General features: G+C 63.1%; 17 protein-coding genes. 12 read left to right on the top strand and 5 right to left on the bottom strand.

The window, feature by feature from the left end:
- Positions 1 to 275: 275 nt before the first annotated feature.
- A complete protein-coding gene (locus tag L284_RS0124290; RefSeq protein ID WP_268745347.1) occupies positions 276 to 1,607 on the bottom strand; it encodes a DUF5695 domain-containing protein in 1,332 nt (443 codons plus the stop codon).
- On the opposite strand from L284_RS0124290, the gene L284_RS46890 reads away from it, so the two are divergent.
- The gene (locus L284_RS46890) at positions 1,554 to 1,877 is read left to right on the top strand and encodes a TonB-dependent receptor (protein WP_235054381.1); all 324 of its coding nucleotides are present in this window, start codon (positions 1,554 to 1,556) and stop codon (positions 1,875 to 1,877) included. The two genes, L284_RS0124290 and L284_RS46890, sit on opposite strands and share 54 nt — an antisense overlap.
- A 440-nt stretch (positions 1,878 to 2,317) precedes the next feature.
- Complete coding sequence (locus L284_RS36930) at positions 2,318 to 2,968, top strand: DsbA family protein (protein WP_031342330.1); 651 nt, start codon at positions 2,318 to 2,320, stop codon at positions 2,966 to 2,968.
- 9 nt (positions 2,969 to 2,977) lie between these two features.
- Here the strand turns inward: L284_RS36930 and L284_RS36925 are convergent, their stop codons facing one another.
- The gene (locus tag L284_RS36925) at positions 2,978 to 3,508 is read right to left on the bottom strand and encodes a DUF6438 domain-containing protein (RefSeq protein ID WP_021234375.1); all 531 of its coding nucleotides are present in this window, start codon (positions 3,506 to 3,508) and stop codon (positions 2,978 to 2,980) included.
- Between the two features lie 389 nt (positions 3,509 to 3,897).
- On the opposite strand from L284_RS36925, the gene L284_RS46885 reads away from it, so the two are divergent.
- The 3 genes from L284_RS46885 to L284_RS36910 all read left to right on the top strand — a co-directional run bounded on the left by L284_RS46885 (position 3,898) and on the right by L284_RS36910 (position 6,205).
- Positions 3,898 to 4,737, top strand: coding sequence for a response regulator (locus tag L284_RS46885; protein ID WP_160172123.1), 840 nt, complete (start codon positions 3,898 to 3,900; stop codon positions 4,735 to 4,737).
- Positions 4,738 to 5,099: 362 nt separating this feature from the next.
- Positions 5,100 to 5,402, top strand: coding sequence for a hypothetical protein (locus tag L284_RS36915; protein WP_031342324.1), 303 nt, complete (start codon positions 5,100 to 5,102; stop codon positions 5,400 to 5,402).
- A 92-nt stretch (positions 5,403 to 5,494) separates the two neighbouring features.
- The gene (locus L284_RS36910) at positions 5,495 to 6,205 is read left to right on the top strand and encodes a hypothetical protein (protein ID WP_021234372.1); all 711 of its coding nucleotides are present in this window, start codon (positions 5,495 to 5,497) and stop codon (positions 6,203 to 6,205) included.
- 110 nt (positions 6,206 to 6,315) lie between these two features.
- Here L284_RS36910 and L284_RS36905 read toward each other — a convergent pair whose 3' ends face one another.
- Positions 6,316 to 6,810, bottom strand: coding sequence for a MucR family transcriptional regulator (locus L284_RS36905; protein WP_021234371.1), 495 nt, complete (start codon positions 6,808 to 6,810; stop codon positions 6,316 to 6,318).
- A 255-nt stretch (positions 6,811 to 7,065) separates the two neighbouring features.
- On the opposite strand from L284_RS36905, the gene L284_RS36900 reads away from it, so the two are divergent.
- The 6 genes from L284_RS36900 (at position 7,066) to L284_RS36880 (ending at position 14,643) form a co-directional block, all read left to right on the top strand.
- Positions 7,066 to 7,734: a YceI family protein gene (locus tag L284_RS36900; RefSeq protein ID WP_021234370.1), complete on the top strand. Its 669-nt coding sequence runs from the start codon at positions 7,066 to 7,068 to the stop codon at positions 7,732 to 7,734.
- Between the two features lie 233 nt (positions 7,735 to 7,967).
- Complete coding sequence (locus tag L284_RS36895) at positions 7,968 to 10,046, top strand: putative bifunctional diguanylate cyclase/phosphodiesterase (protein WP_031342322.1); 2,079 nt, start codon at positions 7,968 to 7,970, stop codon at positions 10,044 to 10,046.
- A gap of 264 nt (positions 10,047 to 10,310) precedes the next feature.
- On the top strand, positions 10,311 to 12,980 hold the full coding sequence (locus L284_RS0124280; RefSeq protein ID WP_052018402.1) for a putative bifunctional diguanylate cyclase/phosphodiesterase: 2,670 nt from the start codon (positions 10,311 to 10,313) through the stop codon (positions 12,978 to 12,980).
- Positions 12,981 to 13,293: 313 nt separating this feature from the next.
- Positions 13,294 to 14,010, top strand: a complete 717-nt coding sequence (locus L284_RS36890; RefSeq protein WP_021234368.1) for a Crp/Fnr family transcriptional regulator — start codon at positions 13,294 to 13,296, stop codon at positions 14,008 to 14,010.
- Positions 14,011 to 14,071: 61 nt separating this feature from the next.
- Positions 14,072 to 14,314, top strand: coding sequence for a DUF6894 family protein (locus L284_RS36885; protein ID WP_021234367.1), 243 nt, complete (start codon positions 14,072 to 14,074; stop codon positions 14,312 to 14,314).
- A gap of 116 nt (positions 14,315 to 14,430) precedes the next feature.
- Positions 14,431 to 14,643: a cold-shock protein gene (locus tag L284_RS36880; protein ID WP_021234366.1), complete on the top strand. Its 213-nt coding sequence runs from the start codon at positions 14,431 to 14,433 to the stop codon at positions 14,641 to 14,643.
- Here the strand turns inward: L284_RS36880 and L284_RS36875 are convergent.
- Positions 14,633 to 15,022 carry a response regulator gene (locus L284_RS36875; protein ID WP_021234365.1) on the bottom strand — a complete coding sequence of 130 codons (390 nt, stop codon included), beginning with the start codon at positions 15,020 to 15,022 and terminating at the stop codon, positions 14,633 to 14,635. The two genes, L284_RS36880 and L284_RS36875, sit on opposite strands and share 11 nt — an antisense overlap.
- Before the next feature lie 270 nt (positions 15,023 to 15,292).
- On the opposite strand from L284_RS36875, the gene L284_RS36870 reads away from it, so the two are divergent.
- On the top strand, positions 15,293 to 16,006 hold the full coding sequence (locus tag L284_RS36870; RefSeq protein WP_031342316.1) for a Crp/Fnr family transcriptional regulator: 714 nt from the start codon (positions 15,293 to 15,295) through the stop codon (positions 16,004 to 16,006).
- Between the two features lie 105 nt (positions 16,007 to 16,111).
- Here the strand turns inward: L284_RS36870 and L284_RS36865 are convergent, their stop codons facing one another.
- The gene (locus tag L284_RS36865) at positions 16,112 to 17,215 is read right to left on the bottom strand and encodes an IS630 family transposase (protein ID WP_031341929.1); all 1,104 of its coding nucleotides are present in this window, start codon (positions 17,213 to 17,215) and stop codon (positions 16,112 to 16,114) included.
- Positions 17,216 to 17,278 lie beyond the last annotated feature (63 nt).

The following is a 17,278-nucleotide window of genomic DNA, read 5'->3' as shown; positions in this document are numbered from 1 at the left end:
GCATAACTGATGCTACCATGATCGCACCGCTGTCACAAGGCGTGCGAACGCTGCCTCCTTCGGGCGGAGAATGAGCGTGCTCATTAGTACCGCGATGGAGACTTTGAAATCGACAGGCGCGGGTTAGCGGAACGTCCGGACCTGAGCACTGAAAATCGGCCTGCGAATGGCCGACTTGGGTCGACCGCGGAAAAGGCTGCTACGCGCCCATCTCGGTCATTCGGCAGCGTCGAGTTGCTGCCTGGAAGCCGCCGAAGCCGTCACGCTGGCATTGGCTACGCGATCCTGGAAGGCGAACATCCGGCGTTCCCTGAGCAGCTCTGCTGCGAGGCCTGCGCAATGAACATGGCCCGCGCAGTGCCGAAAGCGCGTTCGAGATAGGCGGCTGCATTCAGGCGCGTGCGGAAACCGTGCCGGTCTCGCGCGATGCGACAGAGTGCGAAATACATCAGCACGATGTGCGGGTAATCGTAGGGTCGCCAGAAATGCTTGCGGCCCTTGTCACCCGGGTCGGCACTGTCGCGGTTCCGCTTCCAGTCTGGAATGCCGTAGAGCGCGTAAGGCCATTGCTCTTCGGTCGTGCGCTGGAGCCCGCCCCAGACGAAGTGTTCGACATAGTCGTCCAGCGCGTCGATCTCGGCCTGCACCGGATAATCGGCGTTCTTGGCGGCCAGGAAGGCAGGCTTGGAGAGGCCTGGATCGTCGCAGGTCACTTCGTAGATCCGCCAGCCCTTTATCCGGTCGTAGTTATCCGGACCGAGCCGGGTTTCGCTTTCCATGTTCCATTCGGCCAGCAGGCCATCGTACCACTTGGCGGGATCGCGGTGACGGTGTGCGGCGATGAAAGCCCCGCGCTTGGCGATCATTGTCTCGACCGGTTCGGTCACGAAGAATTCCAGCGTTGTCCGCCCTCCGTCTACCTGATGCAGCGTGACGTGGTTTTCGCCGAGGCGCGCGAAGCGCAGGTGAAAGAGCTTCCGCCCGGCCCGCTCTCCAAGCGCTGTGCATTCGGTATGCTGGGAGTGTTCGGGTTCCAGCCGGACGACCGGGACCCTGGAACCCAATGAGAGCGTCACCTCCAGATCAGTAGGCACAGTCATGCCCGGCACGACTTCGACGTCGATCAGCCCATGCTCGGCGATGGTCCGGCGCATCGCGGCGTAGCCGTCCACGAGCAGGAAACGCACGCCTCTCCGGGCTGTCTCCCCCGGCGCGAGCGTGAGGCTGGTCGCGGGCAGGCGCCAGCGTGAACCTGCCGCCTGCACGGCGGCGACTTCAGCGGCGGCGTGGAAGAAAACCCTGTAGAGGTCGGGCGAATTCTTGGGCGCATCCCAGTATTCCAGCGCTGCCCCGTTCTCCGGCAGCATGGCAAGCCAGGGGGTAAGACTGTCTTTGCGCTGCCAGAAAATGTGTGAGCTGCGACCGGAAATAAAGCTGTGCTTGAGGAGAGCATCGGAATCGCCTTTTGCCGCGTGGATCATGTTGATCGGCAGCGGAAGGGCGAGGTCGCCGAATTCGACCGGCCAAGCCGATCGCCCAAGTGGAAGGGGGGCGTGCGCACCCGTTACTCGCGCGAGGGGATGGGCGTGACCTGGACCCTGCGCCATTTCTCGCCGATGAAGGCCGCCACCACGATCACGCCGGACAAGTACAGCAAGGTCTGGACGCGGAACGTGTTCTACAACGACTTCTCGGCTTTCGTGGCGCTGACCGACAATATCGAGCTGTCCGGCGGCCTCAAAAATGCCTTCGACCGCAAGCCCCCGCGCATACCGGGCGCCGAGGCCGGCGGCGCCAACTTCGAACTGAGCTACCAGTCGGCCGTCTACGACGTGATCGGGCGCACGTTCTTCCTGAGCCTGCGTTTCCACCGCTGATAATGGTCGGCCCGGTTCCGTCTCGTCGGATCCGGGCCGGTCCTCGAAACCGGAGAACATCGATGATTCCGCACCGCCTGGCCCTTGCACTGCCGCTGTCCCATGCTTGTCATCCGGGTCCAAAACCCCGGTATCCGTTCGGGCCTGATGGAAAAGAAAGGGGCGGTCCTACTCTAATCCGGTCCCTTAACGACCGGCGGTTTCGCGATCCGTCCCTCCCGCCCGGACCGGGGTGGCCACCCCGGTCCGGGCAATCCAGCATGGCCCAAACGGACGGCGATGTCATAAGACAAGCGGTTTCCGATCCCGTTGCATCGGGTCAACCACTCTAAGTCTCTGGTTTGAAGCATTTTCGGAGTCATCAGGTGATTCCACCTGATTAGAAAATGGTCTAGGACCGGCGCCGGCCGGGTTCGCTGAGGCTATCGGAGGAATATGGAATGAGGATTTTGCAGGCAGGGCGCCTCTCGCTTGCAGCGGCATTGGCCGTGCTTCTCGGCACCGGCCTCGCCACTTCAGCGCAAGCCGCGCTGGCAGCCGAGGGAAAGGTCGCCGGGAACGGTGCATTGCTGGCCGCGTTGCAGAACGATCCCGCCATGCCCAGCGTGGCGCCGGCGGGATATGACGTCACGATCGTCGTCTTCTCCGATTATCAATGCCCCTATTGCCGCAAGCTCCACGCTTCGCTCCAGCAACTGCTCCGGCAGGACCGCAAGGTCCGCGTGGTCTATCGCGACTGGCCGATCTTCGGCGCGGCCTCGGTGGAGGCGGCGCGCTCGGCGCTGGCTTCGCGCTATCAGGGCAAGCATGCCGCGTTCAACGACGCCCTCATGGCCACGAGCGGTCGGCTCGACAGCCAGGCGATCGCGGCTGCAGCACAGCGCGCAGGGCTCGACGTGAAACGGCTCAAGGCCGACCTCGCCCTGCACAAGGGAGATATCGACGCCGCCCTCGCGCGAACCGGACGGCTTGCCGAAGGCATGAACCTGACGGGCACGCCGGCCATGGTGATCGGCTCGTACCTGCTCCCCGGCGCCGCCACCGCCGAGATGCTCGGCAAGGCGGTCGCCATGGTGCGCAAGCCGTCCTGAGGCGCATCTTCAGCCGCGCGATTCGCCCGGCCGGGTGATCTGCTTCGCCCAGTCGGTTATGCCGAGGCGGGAAGGCATGCTGTCGAGAAGGCCATCCAGCGCTCGGCCGGGGCCGCTCGAGCAGCCACGGTGGTGGCGGGCGACGGTCTGGTTGCCGCGCGGGTCGGTCCAGGTGATCGTATAAGTGGACGTGTCGCTGATGGCCGCTTCGCATTCGACCGTGGTGCTCGTTCCGGTCTGCGGGCGATAGGGCGCCAGGTCGGCGGAGAGCGCGCGGTATGCCGCCGCGCCCGCTTCGCGCTGCCGTTCTCCGAGCACCACCGTATGGCGCAGGCCTTCGAACGTGATCTTGCCCTTGGGGACGATGCCGACATTGTAGACGGGGCAGAAGCCGAAACACGGGCCGACCGAGATCGCGATCGTTTCCGCGCCGTTCATATCGGGTGCAGCGGCATCGTCCTGCGGAAGGGTCGCGCAGGACGTCAGCAGGGCGAGCCCTGCCAGTCCCAGGTAACGGCGTGCGCTGAGGATCGTGATCAACTGCAAGTTCCTTCTGCTCGTCGCCCGCCGATCGGGTGACGCTGATGACAAGACGGAACCGTTTCTTTCCGCCCTTGTCCAAATGTGCACTTTTCAAGGTGCACTATTGCAATTCGCGGCGCGTTTGGACGAATTCCATCAGAACTGCGGCATGTCCAGACCTGATCAGGACGATTTTTCTGCGGTGCTACCTGGCTGCAATAACCTAGATTGTCGCCCCCGCCCCGATTTTTCCTATGTTCGCCAATGGGTATCAAGCCCGAAAGTCGCCAGAGAACATCTTTCACATGAAGTCGGATGCAGTAGGGGACGAAGAGCGTGCAGTTCTCGTTCTGGACCTTGATGAAGTCGCCAAAACACAGTGCCTTATCGAAGTTCGGCGTCTCGGTTTGTCTCCCATTTCTGTTCGTGACGCCTGGGAAGCCGAAGCTTTGCTGGAGCGCGGCCGGGCGAGGGTCGCCATTGTCGACAGCCATTTCCCCGGCACCGGCGATCTCTCGTTGATCGGCACGCTGGCACGCCGCGCTCCTGCCGCCCGGCAGCGCCCGAAAGTCATTCTCACGGCCGCGCGACCCAGCAAGGAGCTGGCGCTCACCGCCTTGCGCGCATCGGTGGTCGATCTGCTGGAAAAGCCGGTAGCTCCCGCCAGTCTGGCCGAGGCTTTGCAGCGTGCTATGGAAAGCGGCCCGCAAATTCCACGTGAGAACGTCCCTGAGGAGAAGAGCCTGTCCGCACGGCTGGCCGCTTTGTCGCGGGAGTTGGGCCACGTCGCCGGGCTGATCCGGGTGCGAGTGCCGGGCGCGGATGCGGGGGCTCTCGCGTCTCCCGAAGCCCGGGCTGAGCCGGCGCCGAGTGACGAAGGGGAGCAGCCGGCCACCGCCACCGCGGCTATCCCTGACTATATCCGAGGGCTGCTGCGCGATGCCGTCGTCCGCCGCGCGATCGGCGGGGGTGAACTGTTCGGCGATCCGGCCTGGGAAATGCTTCTCGATCTGCTGCTGGCCGAGTTCGAAGGCCGCAAGGTGTCCGTCACCAGCGCTTGCATCGCCTCAGGCGCGCCGATGACGACTGCCTTGCGCCTCGTCAGGCGTCTGGTCGAGCAGGGCATACTTGTGCGCTATCCCGACGAATCGGATCGGCGCCGCGAGTTCCTGTCACTCTCACATTCCGTCGCGGAGACCCTGAGCGATTACGTGCGCCGCGAAAGCGGAATGGTCCCTTGCCGCTGACCGAGGGACCGCAAGCAGGCGCAGGCGGCATTGTGTCCCGTTTCGTTCATATGGCGTCCATCCGGACAGGTTCATATCCGGCCTAACGAGCGAACCGGCGCATCGCGGTTCGCGGGAGGATGACCTGACTGAAGCCGAGCGCCATCGCGCATCGGGCATCAAGCATGCGTTCGTCGAAATCCTTATAAATAAAGTATTGATCTGCTGGTCGGCACAACTCGCGTCTTATCCATCGGTATGAGGGAATAGCGATCGTCATCGCTTCAGCCTACAGGATGCACAATCGGACAGAATCATATTGTTCGAAGCGCAAGCCTGCGCTTGGGAGAATGGGTTAATACTCACCAATTGGAGGAAATACCATGTCGCCGTCTATGACGAAACTTGCTCCCGCAGTCGTAATGCTGGTAGGCGCTCTGGGGCTGGGTGGCTGCGCCACCAAGGGTTTCGTGCGCGAACAGGTCGCGGTGGTTAACCAACGCGTCGATGGACTCGAGACGAAGCTCCAGGCTACCGACACCACGGCTCAGCAGGCGCTTTCCGAAGCACAGGCCGCTTCGGGTCAGGCTCAGCAGAACGGCCAGCGCCTCGACCAGCTCAACGCCCGCGTCGACGGTGTCGAGCAGCAGATGCAGCAGGCTCAGCGCAAGCGCGCCCGCAACTGAGGTCGCTTTCCGGCCCAGCCTGATATAAAGTCCCGACGTTCCAGCGTCGACACCGTCCTGGTGTCGGCCGATTCCCCGAGTGCACTTCGAAAATGATCACCGTTCCGCTGGCGCTTGCCGGACTCGCGCTTCTTGCTGCGGCACCTGCCGGTGCGGCGGAAAGTGCGTCTGCTCCGGCGTCCTCGCAGGCTGCGACCGAAAGCGTTACCGTTAAGGAAGCGGCTGGCGGGGGGGCGCAGGCGGAACGATCGGACGAGGCTTCGCGCGTCGTTCGATGGGTCGCCTCGTCTCACGACAATCGATCGCTGCCCTATGTCGTCATCGATAAGAAGGCCGCCAGAGCCTACTTGTTCAATGGGCAGGGCAAGGCACTCGGCGATGCGCCGGTTCTGATCGGCGTGCAGCCGGGCGACGATGCCACTCCAGGGATCGGCGCCAAGTCCCTTTCCGAGATCGGCCCGGCAGAGCGTACCACGCCTGCCGGCCGCTTCTTGGCGAAGTTCGGAAAGGCGGCCGGCAACCAGAAGGTCCTCTGGGTGGATTACGCCACTTCGGTGGCGCTCCACACGATCCCGGTGGGGAACAAGGAAAAGCGCCGAGAGCGGATGCTGTCCAAGACGATCGCGGACAATCGCATCACGTTCGGGTGCATCAATGTTCCGAAGGTCTTCTACAACAAGGGCGTCGTGCCCCTGTTTCAGAAGAAAGGCGGCTACGTCTATATCTTGCCGGACATCAAGTCGATCGAAGAGGTCTTCCCTCGCTTGAGGGTTCAGCCCTTCCTCGATGCTGCGGCTCCCTGACGTTCGGCTCACCTTCTCAGGCTATGCAAAGAAAAAGCCGCCTCGCGTGATCGAGGCGGCTTTTTTTCACTGTACGAGGCTGGCGCTGAAGTGCGTCCAGCGCCGCCCGGTCATTCGCTTTCAGGAACGGACGCCGCCTTCTTGCGCGGCGCTCGCTTGGCTTTCGGCGATGCCGGTTCCAACGCCGATTCCACGACCGCCGCTTCGTCCGCGCCCTGCGGCTTGCGGCCAAGGCCGATCTTGTGCGCTAGTTCCTTGCGGCGCTGCGCATATTCGGGAGCGACCAGCGGATAGTCGGCCGGCAGGTTCCAGCGCCCGCGGTAATCCTCTGGGGTCAGCCCATGGTCGGTCATCAGGTGACGCTTCAGCATCTTCAGCTTCTCGCCGCATTCCAGGCAGGTCACGGCATCGGGCTTCACCGAGGAACGAACCGAAACGGCTGGTTTGCGCTGCTCTTCGGCGACTTCCGGCGCCTGGCCGAGCTGGGCGAGCGATCCATAGACCGACTGGATCAGGGCCGGCAGCCGGTCTGGCTCCACTTTGTTATTGCTGACGTGCGCCGTGATGATATCGGCGGCGAGTTCAAGAAGAGCTTCGTTGACCATAATACCGTGCATACCCGTTTGCATTGTTGCTTCCCCCCACGCCTTTCTTGAGCACCGCATCGGCCTTCATGCAAGTGCTTCGTTCTTTTACGGACGTTGTTTTTCAGCAGATGACACGTTTCGAAACAGTATTCGTCGCAAGCATTGTTGACGGCAATATGAATTCGAGCCGATCTGACCGCTATTTCGCTTTGACACGCCGCGGCGCACAAGGCAGCATCCCTTCCCTACAGCCCGCTTCATCGAGGATCCCGCATGCGACGCTATTTGGCTCTTTCCGCCGCTCTCGGTCTGGTCGCCGGCGTGGGCGCCATCGCCGCGGCCCCGCTCTTGGCGCAGGGACAGCCTTCCGGCCCACCCGGCAAACGCGACGCAAGCCTGGTCAAGGCCGGCACGTACGAGGCGGATCCGCACCATACCCTGGTGGAATGGCAAGTCGACCACCTGGGCTTCTCGCCATACTTCGGGCTTTTCGGAGACATCACCGGCTCGCTGCAGATCGATCCGAAGACGCCTGAGAATGCCAAAGTCTCGGTGACGATCCCGGTCGCCAAAGTGACCACGGCCAGTGCCGGGCTGACCGACCACCTCCTGCGCGGCCCCAGGGAAGCGGGTGGAAAGCCCGATTTCTTCGGACCCGCTCCTGCCGCGGCGACTTTCGTGTCCACTGCGGTGAAGCGCAAAGCGGCGGACCAAGCCGACGTCACCGGCAACTTGACGCTGAACGGAGTCACCAGGCCGGTGGTCCTGTCGGCGCGCTTTTACGGAGCAGGCCCGGGGCCGGCGCAAATGGGCGGCGGTGACAACATCGGCTTCGAGGCCAAGGCGCAGATCAGGCGCAGCGATTTCGGTCTGGGATTCGGCGTGCCGATGGTGTCGGACGAAGTCGAATTGAAGATCGCCGCGGCTTTCACGAAGAAGTAGATCTTTCGATCTTCGGAAGACCGGCGACGCACCCGGCCCCATCGCTGGAGAATCGCAGGGCATTCTCGCGCCCGAAATCTCGGCTGCGGTGCTGCCGGAAAATGTTACAGCGTTATGACGGATGTTTAAATTAAATAACTAACATACTTAGATCTTGTTAGCCATTCGGGATTAGCCGCAGCCGTGGTTGGGGTAGGGATCTGGACGATCCCGGACCGAAATTCGGGTGCAAGATGGCTGATATGAAATGGGGATTGGCGCGCTTCTTCGCGTCGCTGGAGAATAGGCTCGTCGGGGCACTGTGCCTGATCGCGGCACTCAGCGTGGTACTTCAGGTGGTCACGCAAAGAGAGGCTTTCGCGCTGCGGCAGGAAAGCGCCGCGCTGATCACCATGTCGGCAGTGGCGGAAAGCGCCGACCAGTTCGCCGTCGCCGTGGGCAAGCTGCGCATGGCGACCAATCGCGGTCTGGTGGCCAGCAATGCCGCCAGCACCAGCGACGAGCTTACCGACTCCGCGATCGCCATCGGCGACCGGCTCGCCAGGCTCCGCAGCAGCGGCGCCGCGTTCTCCGGCGTGCCGGAAGCGGATAACCCGTTCTCGGATCTCGATCGCCATGTCGCGGCGATCCTGGAAGTTCAGGCCAGCGCCGCCACCGGCGTTCCGGCCAGCAAGGGGCTGATCGCGCGCATCGAACGCCGCAACAATGCCATGGCACACTTCGCGGACAATCTCGTCACCCAGGCGCGGGAGAACCGGGAGGCCGCGCAGAAGCGGCTCATCGCTTCCATCGGCCGTTGGCAGATGCTGGTGCTGGGCACCGGCCTCGTCACGATCCTGGTGGTTCTGCTGGTCCTCTTCGACATCCTGCGCAACATCCTGCCGGCCATCCGGCGGATGCACGGTTACCTCCAGGGCCTTGCCGAAGGCGATCTCGATCTGGAGATCGGCACATTCCGGCTGAAGGAACTGAAGGCGCTGTCCGGCCCGCTGGAAACTTTCCGCAAGAACGCCAAGGCAGTGAAGAACCTGGCCTTCAGCGATCCTGCGACCGGCCTGCCCAATCGCCGGGCCTTCCAGGAGGACGTGGTCAAGCTGCTCACCGCCGGTGGCGGCCGCCGCTTCGCCTGCATGCTGATCGACATCGATCGCTTCAAGCACATCAACGACGATTACGGCCATGCTGCGGGCGACAAACTCGTCCGCATGATCGGTCTGCGCGTGAAAGGAGTGCTGGGATCGGATGGCATAATCGCCCGCGTCGGCGGCGACGAATTCGCACTCGCCATGCCGCTGGCGCCCGGCGTGGACGGCGAAGCCCTCGCCGATCGGCTGGTAAACGCCGTGCGGGAGCCGTTCAGCCTCGGCGAATATTCGGTGGTAGTCACGGTGTCGCTGGGGATCGTGGATCTTCCCGCATCAGCCGATATCGACATCGACGGCACGCTGCGAAAGGCGGACATGGCGCTTTACGCCTCCAAGAAGAACGGCCGCAACTGCGCGACCTCGTTCTCGCCTTCGATGGCCGAGGAGCGGGCGATCGACCGCGCACTGGAGAAGGACCTGGAGTCCGCTTTCGAAAAGCAACAGCTTCGCATGGTCTATCAGCCAATCCACTCGGTAGAGGACGACACGCGTGAGGTCGAGGCACTGGTCCGCTGGAAGCACCCGGAACTCGGCGAAGTGCCGCCGTCCACCTTCATCCCCGCAGCTGAGCGCAGCGGGCTGATGGTGCGGCTGGGCGAGTGGATCATCCAGCGCGCGCTGCAGGACTTCGCACGCTGGCCCGGCATGGACATGAGCATCAACCTTTCGCCCCTGCAATTGCAGCACGACGGCTTCAGCACGTTCCTGCTCGACTGCTGCAACCGCTACCACATCGCGCCGAGCCGCCTGTTCCTGGAAGTGACCGAATCGCTTTCGATCGAACGCAACACGCGTGCCTTGCTGACGCTCAACATGCTGCGCAACCTGGGCTTTCGCATCGCGCTGGACGACTTTGGGACGGGATATTCCTCGCTCTCCATGGTCAAGAGTTTCAAGTTCGACCGGATGAAGCTCGATCGCAGCCTCGTCATGGACCTGGGGCAGGATCCGGCTTCGGTGGCGGTGCTGGAAGCGGCGGTGACGATGGCGCGTCACGTCGGTGCCGAAGTCGTCGCGGAAGGCATCAGCGACGCGCACCTGATCGGAGCCACCAAGAGCGCGGGCTGCACCCATCTGCAAGGCTATTTCTACAGCCGGCCGATCGAAGCGGACGAGGTTTTCGGCTATTTCGAGAACAACTGGGAGCGCCGCGCCGAAGTGGCCTAGAGCCGATCGGGGCCGGGCAAGAGGATTCAGGTGTTTGATCCTAAAGGCAAATAACCGGCGCTGATGTTTCTTGCGCATGCAAAAGCAGGCGTAATGCACAAGATGGATCGGAAGAATTATTAATCAATCTATGTGACCCTGCCCTCCGATCAACATGCTATATGGCTGAGGGTGCGAATTCTAAAGAGTCTGTGGGAGCCGGACGGGCAATCTGAAGCTTTGGTACGAGAGCAGTACCTGAGTCTGCGTCAGCAGATCCCGCTCATGTACTTGCTCATGACGATCAACGCGGCCTTTCTGGCGGCGGTCGCCAGCCGGGAAGTGCCGCCGCTGCTGAGCATGGGCGTGCCGGCGGCGCTGATCCTCGTCACGTCGCTGCGCGCCGCCGTGTGGCTGGCACGCCGGCGGGATGCGCCTTCGATCGCGGCGATCCGGCGGCAGCTTCGCGGAACGAAGATCGCGGCGGTGGTTCTCAGCCTGCTGTTCGGGCTCTGGGGCCTGCTCTTGTTCGCCCAGGCCGATCCGCTTCGGGCGAGTTCGGTGGCGCTCTACGTCTTCGTCGGCGCGATCGGCTGCTGCTATTGCCTTCAGGCGCTTCCCTCGGCCGCACGCCTGGTCATGCTGTTCGGCGCGGCACCCGTTACCGTGCAGATGCTGGTGTCTGGCGACTGGTATCTCTTCGGCACCGGCTTGACGTTCCTGCTGGCGGCCGTGGTCATCCTGCGCACCCTGGCGACCAACCGCTCGGCGTTCTCCGAAGTACTGCGTTCGCGTTCCGAGATGAGCCTGCTGCTCCAGGCGTTGGAGCAGAGCCAGGAGCATTATCGCTACTCCGTCGATCTCAATCCCCAGATCCCCTGGACCAGCAACCCGGACGGATCCATTTGCGAGATCAGCCCGCGTTGGACGGTATTGACCGGCATGTCCGTGGAGGAGGGCATGGGCTCGGGCTGGATCCTTGCGGTCCATCCAGACGATGTCGAGCGGGTGCTCGACCAGTGGCGCACGGCGCTCCAGTCCGTCGATCATCCGGTAGCGGATGTGCGCTACCGCCTGAGGCGCGCGGATGGCCGTTACTGCTGGGTACGGGCGCGCTCCTACCCCCGCCGCGACAGCGAGGGGCGGATCGTCAAGTGGTACGGCAACCTGGAAGACATCGACGACCAGGTCGCGGCGGAGGCGGCCTTGCGCGACAGCGAGGAGCGATACCGGCTGGCCTCGCGGGCGACCAACGATCTTATATGGGACTGGTCGCACGGAACCGACCGGATCGAGTGGGCGGACGGCGGGCAGAGCATCTACGGTCACGCGAAAGCGGCACGCGGAACTTCCGTCGCGTGGTGGCGCGCGCAGATCCATCCCGAGGACGTGGCCAGCGTCGATGCCATGGCAGCGCGCGTCCAGATCGGCGAATGCGACAGCTGGAGCCACGAATTCCGCTTCCGTTCGGGCGATGGGTCTTACGTGCACCTCCTGTCGCGCGGCTATGTGCTGCGGGACGAGAACGGCCGCCCACGGCGCTCGATCGGCGCCTTGCAGGACGTCACGCAGGCGCGGCGCGCCGAGGCCGAACTGCGCCGCGCGGCCTACCACGATGCGCTGACGAACCTGCCCAACCGCGCCCACTTCGCCGTTCGCCTGGAAACGGCGCTCACCCGCGCGCATGGCGACGGCTCGCACGTCGGTGTCGTGGTCTTCGATGTCGATAACTTCAAGGGCATAAACGACAGCCTCGGGCATGGGGCCGGGGATGCCGTGTTGCAGGCCGTTGCGGATCGGCTCTCCGCCGGCCTTCCCGACAGCGCAATCGCAGCCCGGCTCGGCGGGGACGAGTTCGCGATCATCCTTCCGGACCTCGACGAAAGCGCGCCGTCCCGGATCAAGCGCATCCTGGAAACGGTGGCGCAGCCGATGACGATCGACGAAAGCGTGGTGGAAGTGGGCGTCAGCGCCGGTGCGGCGATCTGGCCGCGGGACGGCGCCGACGCGGAAGCGATCCTCAAGAGCGCGGACCTGGCGCTCTATACCGCCAAGGCGCGCAGCGCCGGAGATGTCGAGAGTTTCCATCCCGAACTGCGCCACGCGGTGGAAAGCCGCAATTCCATGCTGCGCGAGGCTCGCGACGCTTTGGGCGAGGAGCGGATCGTTCCCTTCTACCAGCCCAAGATCAGCCTGGAGAGCGGCCAGATCGTCGGTTTCGAGGCCTTGCTGCGCTGGCATCACCGGGAACGGGGATTGCAGCCGCCCGGAACCATTCACGCTGCTTTCGAGGACAGTGCGCTCTCCACGCAACTCACCGACCGGATGCTGGAGCGCGTTCTGAAGGACATGGCGGAGTGGCAGGAGCGCGGCATCGAGACCGGCCGGATCGCCATCAATGGATCGCCGGTCGATTTCCGGCGCGACGACTTTGCCGAGCGCATCCTCTCGCGACTGCATGCCCTGGACCTTTCGCCCAGCCTGCTGGAGCTGGAAGTGACGGAAAGCGTCTTCCTGGGCCGGGCCGCCGATACCGTGGAGCGGGCGCTGCGGACACTCGCGAGCGAGGGCGTAACGATCGCTCTCGACGATTTCGGCACCGGTTACGCATCGTTGACCCATCTTCAACAGTTCCCCGTGGACGTGCTGAAGATCGACAGATCCTTCGTTTCGCGGCTGGACGGGACCAACAGCTCCGACTTCGCCATCGTTCACGGCATCATCGACATCGCGCAACGCATGAACATCCGGACAGTGGCCGAAGGGGTGGAGAACGAAGCGCAGCTTGGCCGCCTTTGCGAACTGGGCTGCGACATTGCGCAGGGCTTTCTGTTCGGCGGGGCGTTGGGTAGCAGCCGGATCGGCGCATTCGTGCGGGGCTGGCCTCAGGCGCGGCAGGCTTATCGCTTCCACAAAACTGATCCGGAGCGTCCGCGTTCTTCGCGACAGGGGTAGAGCAGCCACGGGGCGCAGTTCGCCGCGCTGCGCTCACAAGTCGTCGAATGGGGCTATTGTGCACTTCGACACGCTTCGGCTAGGGGCGCGCTGCGGCTCGACTGCGCCCCAATGCAGCGCGCCGCCCTCGAGGGAAAGGACCGTCACGGCCCCCCGGACGGTCCTTTTTTCAACCCTCCCACCTTTCCTGGTTCCGTTCACCGCCGTCCCCGATCGCGAGGGCGCATGAGGGATTTGGCAGACATGCCGCGGAAATGGGAATAGGCTCGGCCTTTGCTCCCACCCGAGTCCGGCACTATCCAGGAGAAACAGCTTGGCCAATCCCCTCGTTCGCAAGCTGGCGAGCTTCGCCGCGCTTCAGGACGGGGATCTCGACCTGCTGAACGCTATCTGTTCGCGTACCCGCGAATATCGGGCGGGCAGCGACCTGATCGGAGAAGGCGACCGGCCGAGCGAAGTCTTCCTGCTCGTCGAAGGCTGGGCCTACCGGTACAAGATCCTCCCCGATGGCAGCCGTCAGATCCTGGCCTACCTGATCCCCGGCGACTTGTGCGACATTCACATCTTCATCCTCAGGGAAATGGATCACGCCATCGGCCTGCTCAGCGATGCGCGCGTCGCGGCGATCTCCAGGAACGAGATGCAGCAGATGCTCAATGAGCATCCGGCGATCGCGCAGGCCCTGTTCTGGTCGACCCTGGTGGATGAGGCGGTCCTGCGCGAATGGCTGGTCAATATGGGCCAGCGCGACGCCTATAGCGGCATCGCCCATTTGTTCTGCGAGGTGCGGCTGCGAATGGAGCAGGTGGGCCTGGTGTCCGGCGACGAGGTGTTCCTTCCGCTGACCCAGGAACAGCTTGGCGACACCATCGGCCTGACCAAAGTGCACGTCAACCGGGTGCTGGGGCGTATGCGTGCAGAAGGGCTGATCTCGCTCACCGACCGGACCCTGAAGATCCACGATGCGCGCCGGCTGGAGGAGATCGCGGCCTTCGATCCCAACTATCTGCACATTCACCGCCGAAGCTGACCCCTCCGGGCACGAATTGCCGCGCCGCATCGTTCACCGAAGGAGGCGGGAGGTCGATGACATGCGGTACTTTTTCAAAGTCACGAATGGCGTGCGCGAAGTGGACCTGGCCGGCACCGAGCTTCTCGACGAAAACGCCGCGCGCCGGGAAGCCGTGCGCTTCGCCGGGGAACTGCTCAAGGACGAGCCGATGCTGCTGGATCACAGCCGGCTTCTGGTCTCCGTGCGCAACGAGGATGGTTCGATCGAGTTCGCGATCACCATCCGGTTGGAGGTGAAGGCCATTCGATCCGCCGAGCCGTGATCCGGCCAAGGGCTGCGAAAACGGAAGTGAGGCGCGTGAGGAGGGACCTATATCCTGGGTGATAGACGGTCGGGTCGCAGCCGCTACCTCTGCCGACGGGTGTCGGGGGTACTTTCATGCCGAACGGAACGGTGATTTTCTTCAGCGCGGCCAAGGGCTATGGCTTCATAGCGCCTGACGAGGGCGGGCAGGACTATTTCGTGCACGTCACGACGGTTCAGGCCGCGCAGCTGCCCGGTCTGGCGAAAGGGCAGAGGGTGGCGTTCGAGGTTCTTGTTGCACGCAACGGCAAGCAGTCCGCCATAAACCTGAGCTCGATCACGAAGTGACCGCGTCTCCCCCCAGTTGAAGATTGCGCGTGAACTGCCGCAGCACTTCCGCGCTGCCGGCCGGCTTTTCGCAGCGGGGAACATCGATGAAGCGAGCCGGGATCTGGCTCGCATCGCAGCCTGTCGAAAACAGGAAGGGCACGGCATTGTCTCGCAGCGCGTCAGCCAGCGGGTAGACGGGCTCGCCCCGCAGGTCGATATCGAGGATGGCGCCGTCGATCCCGTCCGTGTTGCGGCACAAGGCTTCCGCCTCGGCCAGGGTGGTCGCCGGGCCGATCACCGCCACGCCCTGGTCTTCCAGCGCCGCGGCGAGTTCGAGAGCGATCAGATATTCATCCTCTACGATGAGGACACGGACGTCGGCGAGTTCGGCGGACATGTGTTCTCCATGGGATTTGCGAAAGCATCACGCCGAGCGAACGACCGCGCAGGCGATGCGACGTGAGGGATCGTACTCCCGAAAATCCCGGAGTTCCTTGATTTAAGTTATTGACTGGCCACGCACATCTGCAAGCTAACCACGCGATAACGGCCGATTTTCATGCGAGAGTGTCGCCCAGGTCACTCAGGATTAACGCATGTGAATGTAGCGACCGATGGGACCGCCCAAGGAAGATGGATAATCTTCTCTCGGGGACCGGAACATTCCTTGACGTTGCATCTTTCCGCGTTTGTCAGGCTCGCCAGTGCTGACCGTGAAATACTGACCCAAGCGCTGCAACGGCGGGTTCGCATTCTTGAACCCAGGCAGGATATCATCCGCGAAGGCGAACGCCCGCGGTTCGTCAACGTCATTCTCGAAGGCTGGGCGCAGCGCTACAAGCAGCTCGCCGACGGCCGGCGGCAGATCCTGTCGTTCTTCATCGCTGGCGACTTGTGCGACGCCAATATCTTCATCCTCAAGCAGATGGACCACTCGCTCTCGACGGTGACGCGGGTGAAGCTGGCGGAAATCTCGCAAAGCGAATTCCAGGAAATCATGGAGCGTTCGCCCCGCATCGCCCAGGCACTCTGGTGGAACGAACTGGTCACGGTCGCGATCCAGCGCGAGTGGACCACCAATATCGGCCAGCGCACAGCCTACGAGCGCATCGCGCATTTGTTCTGCGAGATGTTCGTGCGCCTGCGCACCACGGGCCGCACCGACGACGACGAGTGCGAATTCCCGCTCACCCAGTCCGAAATCGCGGAAGCCACCGGCCTCACGCAAGTGCACGTCAACCGCACCATTCAGGAAATGCGCCGGGACCAGCTCATCGAACTGCGTAACAAGCGGCTGAAGGTCTTCGACCTCGACCGTCTGATGTCCGTGGCGCTGTTCAATCCCAACTACCTGCACCTCGATCACGAGGGCCTTGCCTGAACGGATGCCTTGACTGGCGCGTGAGGTCCCGCCGGGCCGCCTAGGGCTTTCTTGGAGCGGTTTTCGATCCGATTGCACCGGATCAACCACTCTAGTCATCTGAATCTAAAGTTCGCCACATAATGTGCGTTCTGCGGTCTGGCAGAAGCGCTTGACCGAGGCGAGGATCTCGTCTGCCGACTTTGTCCATCGGTACGGCTTTGGGTTCTGATTGTGACGTTCGATGAAGGTTCGGATGTCCTGCTCCAGTTCGCTCGTGGAGGTATGAACTCCGCGGCGTAACTGCTTGCGGGTAAGCTCGGCAAACCAGCGTTCGACCTGGTTGATCCAGGATGCCGAGGTTGGCGTGAAATGGACATGGTAGTGCGGGCGACGGGCGAGCCATGCCCGGACCAACGCGGTCTTGTGAGTGGCGTAATTGTCCATGATGATGTGGACATCGAGGTCGCGCGGTACCTGCGCGTCGATCTGTTTGAGGAAGTCGAGAAACTCGGTGGCGCGGTGACGCTTGTAGCATTTGCCGATGACAAAGCCCGAGGCAATATCGAGCGCTGCGAAGAGTGAGGTCGTGCCATGACGGACATAGCTGTGCGTGCGGCGCTCCGGCATGCCAGGCATCATCGGAAGGACCGGCTGCTCGCGATCGAGAGCTTGAATCTGGCTCTTCTCGTCCACGCTGAGCACCAACGCTCGGTTGGGCGGCGACAAATACAGACCGACGATATCGCGGACCTTGTCGACGAACAGCGGATCGCTCGACAGCTTGAACGTCTCCGAGCGATGCGGCTGAAGTCCGAAGGCGGTCCAGATGCGTCGGATCGTCGTGTGTGAGAAGCCAGTTTCTCCTGCCATCGAGCGGATCGACCAGTGGGTCGCGTCATCGGGCTTTGAACGCAGCGTCCGCTCGATCACGGCCGCCACCTGATCGTCCGCGATCGATCTGGGCCTGCCTGGTCGAGCCTCGTCCAGCAGCCCTTCGATACGATCCTTGAGAAAGCGCCGGCGCCACTTGCCGACGGTGTGCTCATGCACTCCCAACTCCGCCGCTACGACCTTGCTTTGGATGCCGTCCGCGCAGCGTAGGATGATCCGACACCGCTCCGATATCGAGCGGGATACCCGCCGCCGCCGGACCTGCCGCTCCAAATACTCACGTTCTTCAGGCTCCAAAACCACCGGTGCCGTCGGCCGTCCGCTCGCATTCGCCATGCTGCGCTCCTCTTGTCGCACACACAACATACAATGAAGCTTACTTTAGTTCCAGATGACTAG

The sequence above is a fragment of the Novosphingobium lindaniclasticum LE124 genome (assembly GCF_000445125.1).
Taxonomy (GTDB): Bacteria; Pseudomonadota; Alphaproteobacteria; order Sphingomonadales; family Sphingomonadaceae; genus Novosphingobium; species Novosphingobium lindaniclasticum.
The sequence above is the reverse complement of the archived record's forward strand: the minus strand, read 5'-3'. Positions and strand labels throughout refer to the sequence as shown.

Coding starts and splice junctions, on each gene's coding strand:
- L284_RS36930 (WP_031342330.1), top strand. CDS start 2,318: ATGAGGATTTTGCAGGCAGGGCGCCTCTCGCTTGCAGCGGCATTGGCC.
- L284_RS0124280 (WP_052018402.1), top strand. CDS start 10,311: ATGTACTTGCTCATGACGATCAACGCGGCCTTTCTGGCGGCGGTCGCC.
- L284_RS36910 (WP_021234372.1), top strand. CDS start 5,495: ATGATCACCGTTCCGCTGGCGCTTGCCGGACTCGCGCTTCTTGCTGCG.
- L284_RS36885 (WP_021234367.1), top strand. CDS start 14,072: ATGCGGTACTTTTTCAAAGTCACGAATGGCGTGCGCGAAGTGGACCTG.
- L284_RS0124290 (WP_268745347.1), bottom strand. CDS start 1,607: ATGGCGCAGGGTCCAGGTCACGCCCATCCCCTCGCGCGAGTAACGGGT.
- L284_RS36915 (WP_031342324.1), top strand. CDS start 5,100: ATGTCGCCGTCTATGACGAAACTTGCTCCCGCAGTCGTAATGCTGGTA.
- L284_RS36865 (WP_031341929.1), bottom strand. CDS start 17,215: ATGGCGAATGCGAGCGGACGGCCGACGGCACCGGTGGTTTTGGAGCCT.
- L284_RS36895 (WP_031342322.1), top strand. CDS start 7,968: ATGGCTGATATGAAATGGGGATTGGCGCGCTTCTTCGCGTCGCTGGAG.
- L284_RS36880 (WP_021234366.1), top strand. CDS start 14,431: ATGCCGAACGGAACGGTGATTTTCTTCAGCGCGGCCAAGGGCTATGGC.
- L284_RS36905 (WP_021234371.1), bottom strand. CDS start 6,810: ATGGTCAACGAAGCTCTTCTTGAACTCGCCGCCGATATCATCACGGCG.
- L284_RS36900 (WP_021234370.1), top strand. CDS start 7,066: ATGCGACGCTATTTGGCTCTTTCCGCCGCTCTCGGTCTGGTCGCCGGC.
- L284_RS36875 (WP_021234365.1), bottom strand. CDS start 15,022: ATGTCCGCCGAACTCGCCGACGTCCGTGTCCTCATCGTAGAGGATGAA.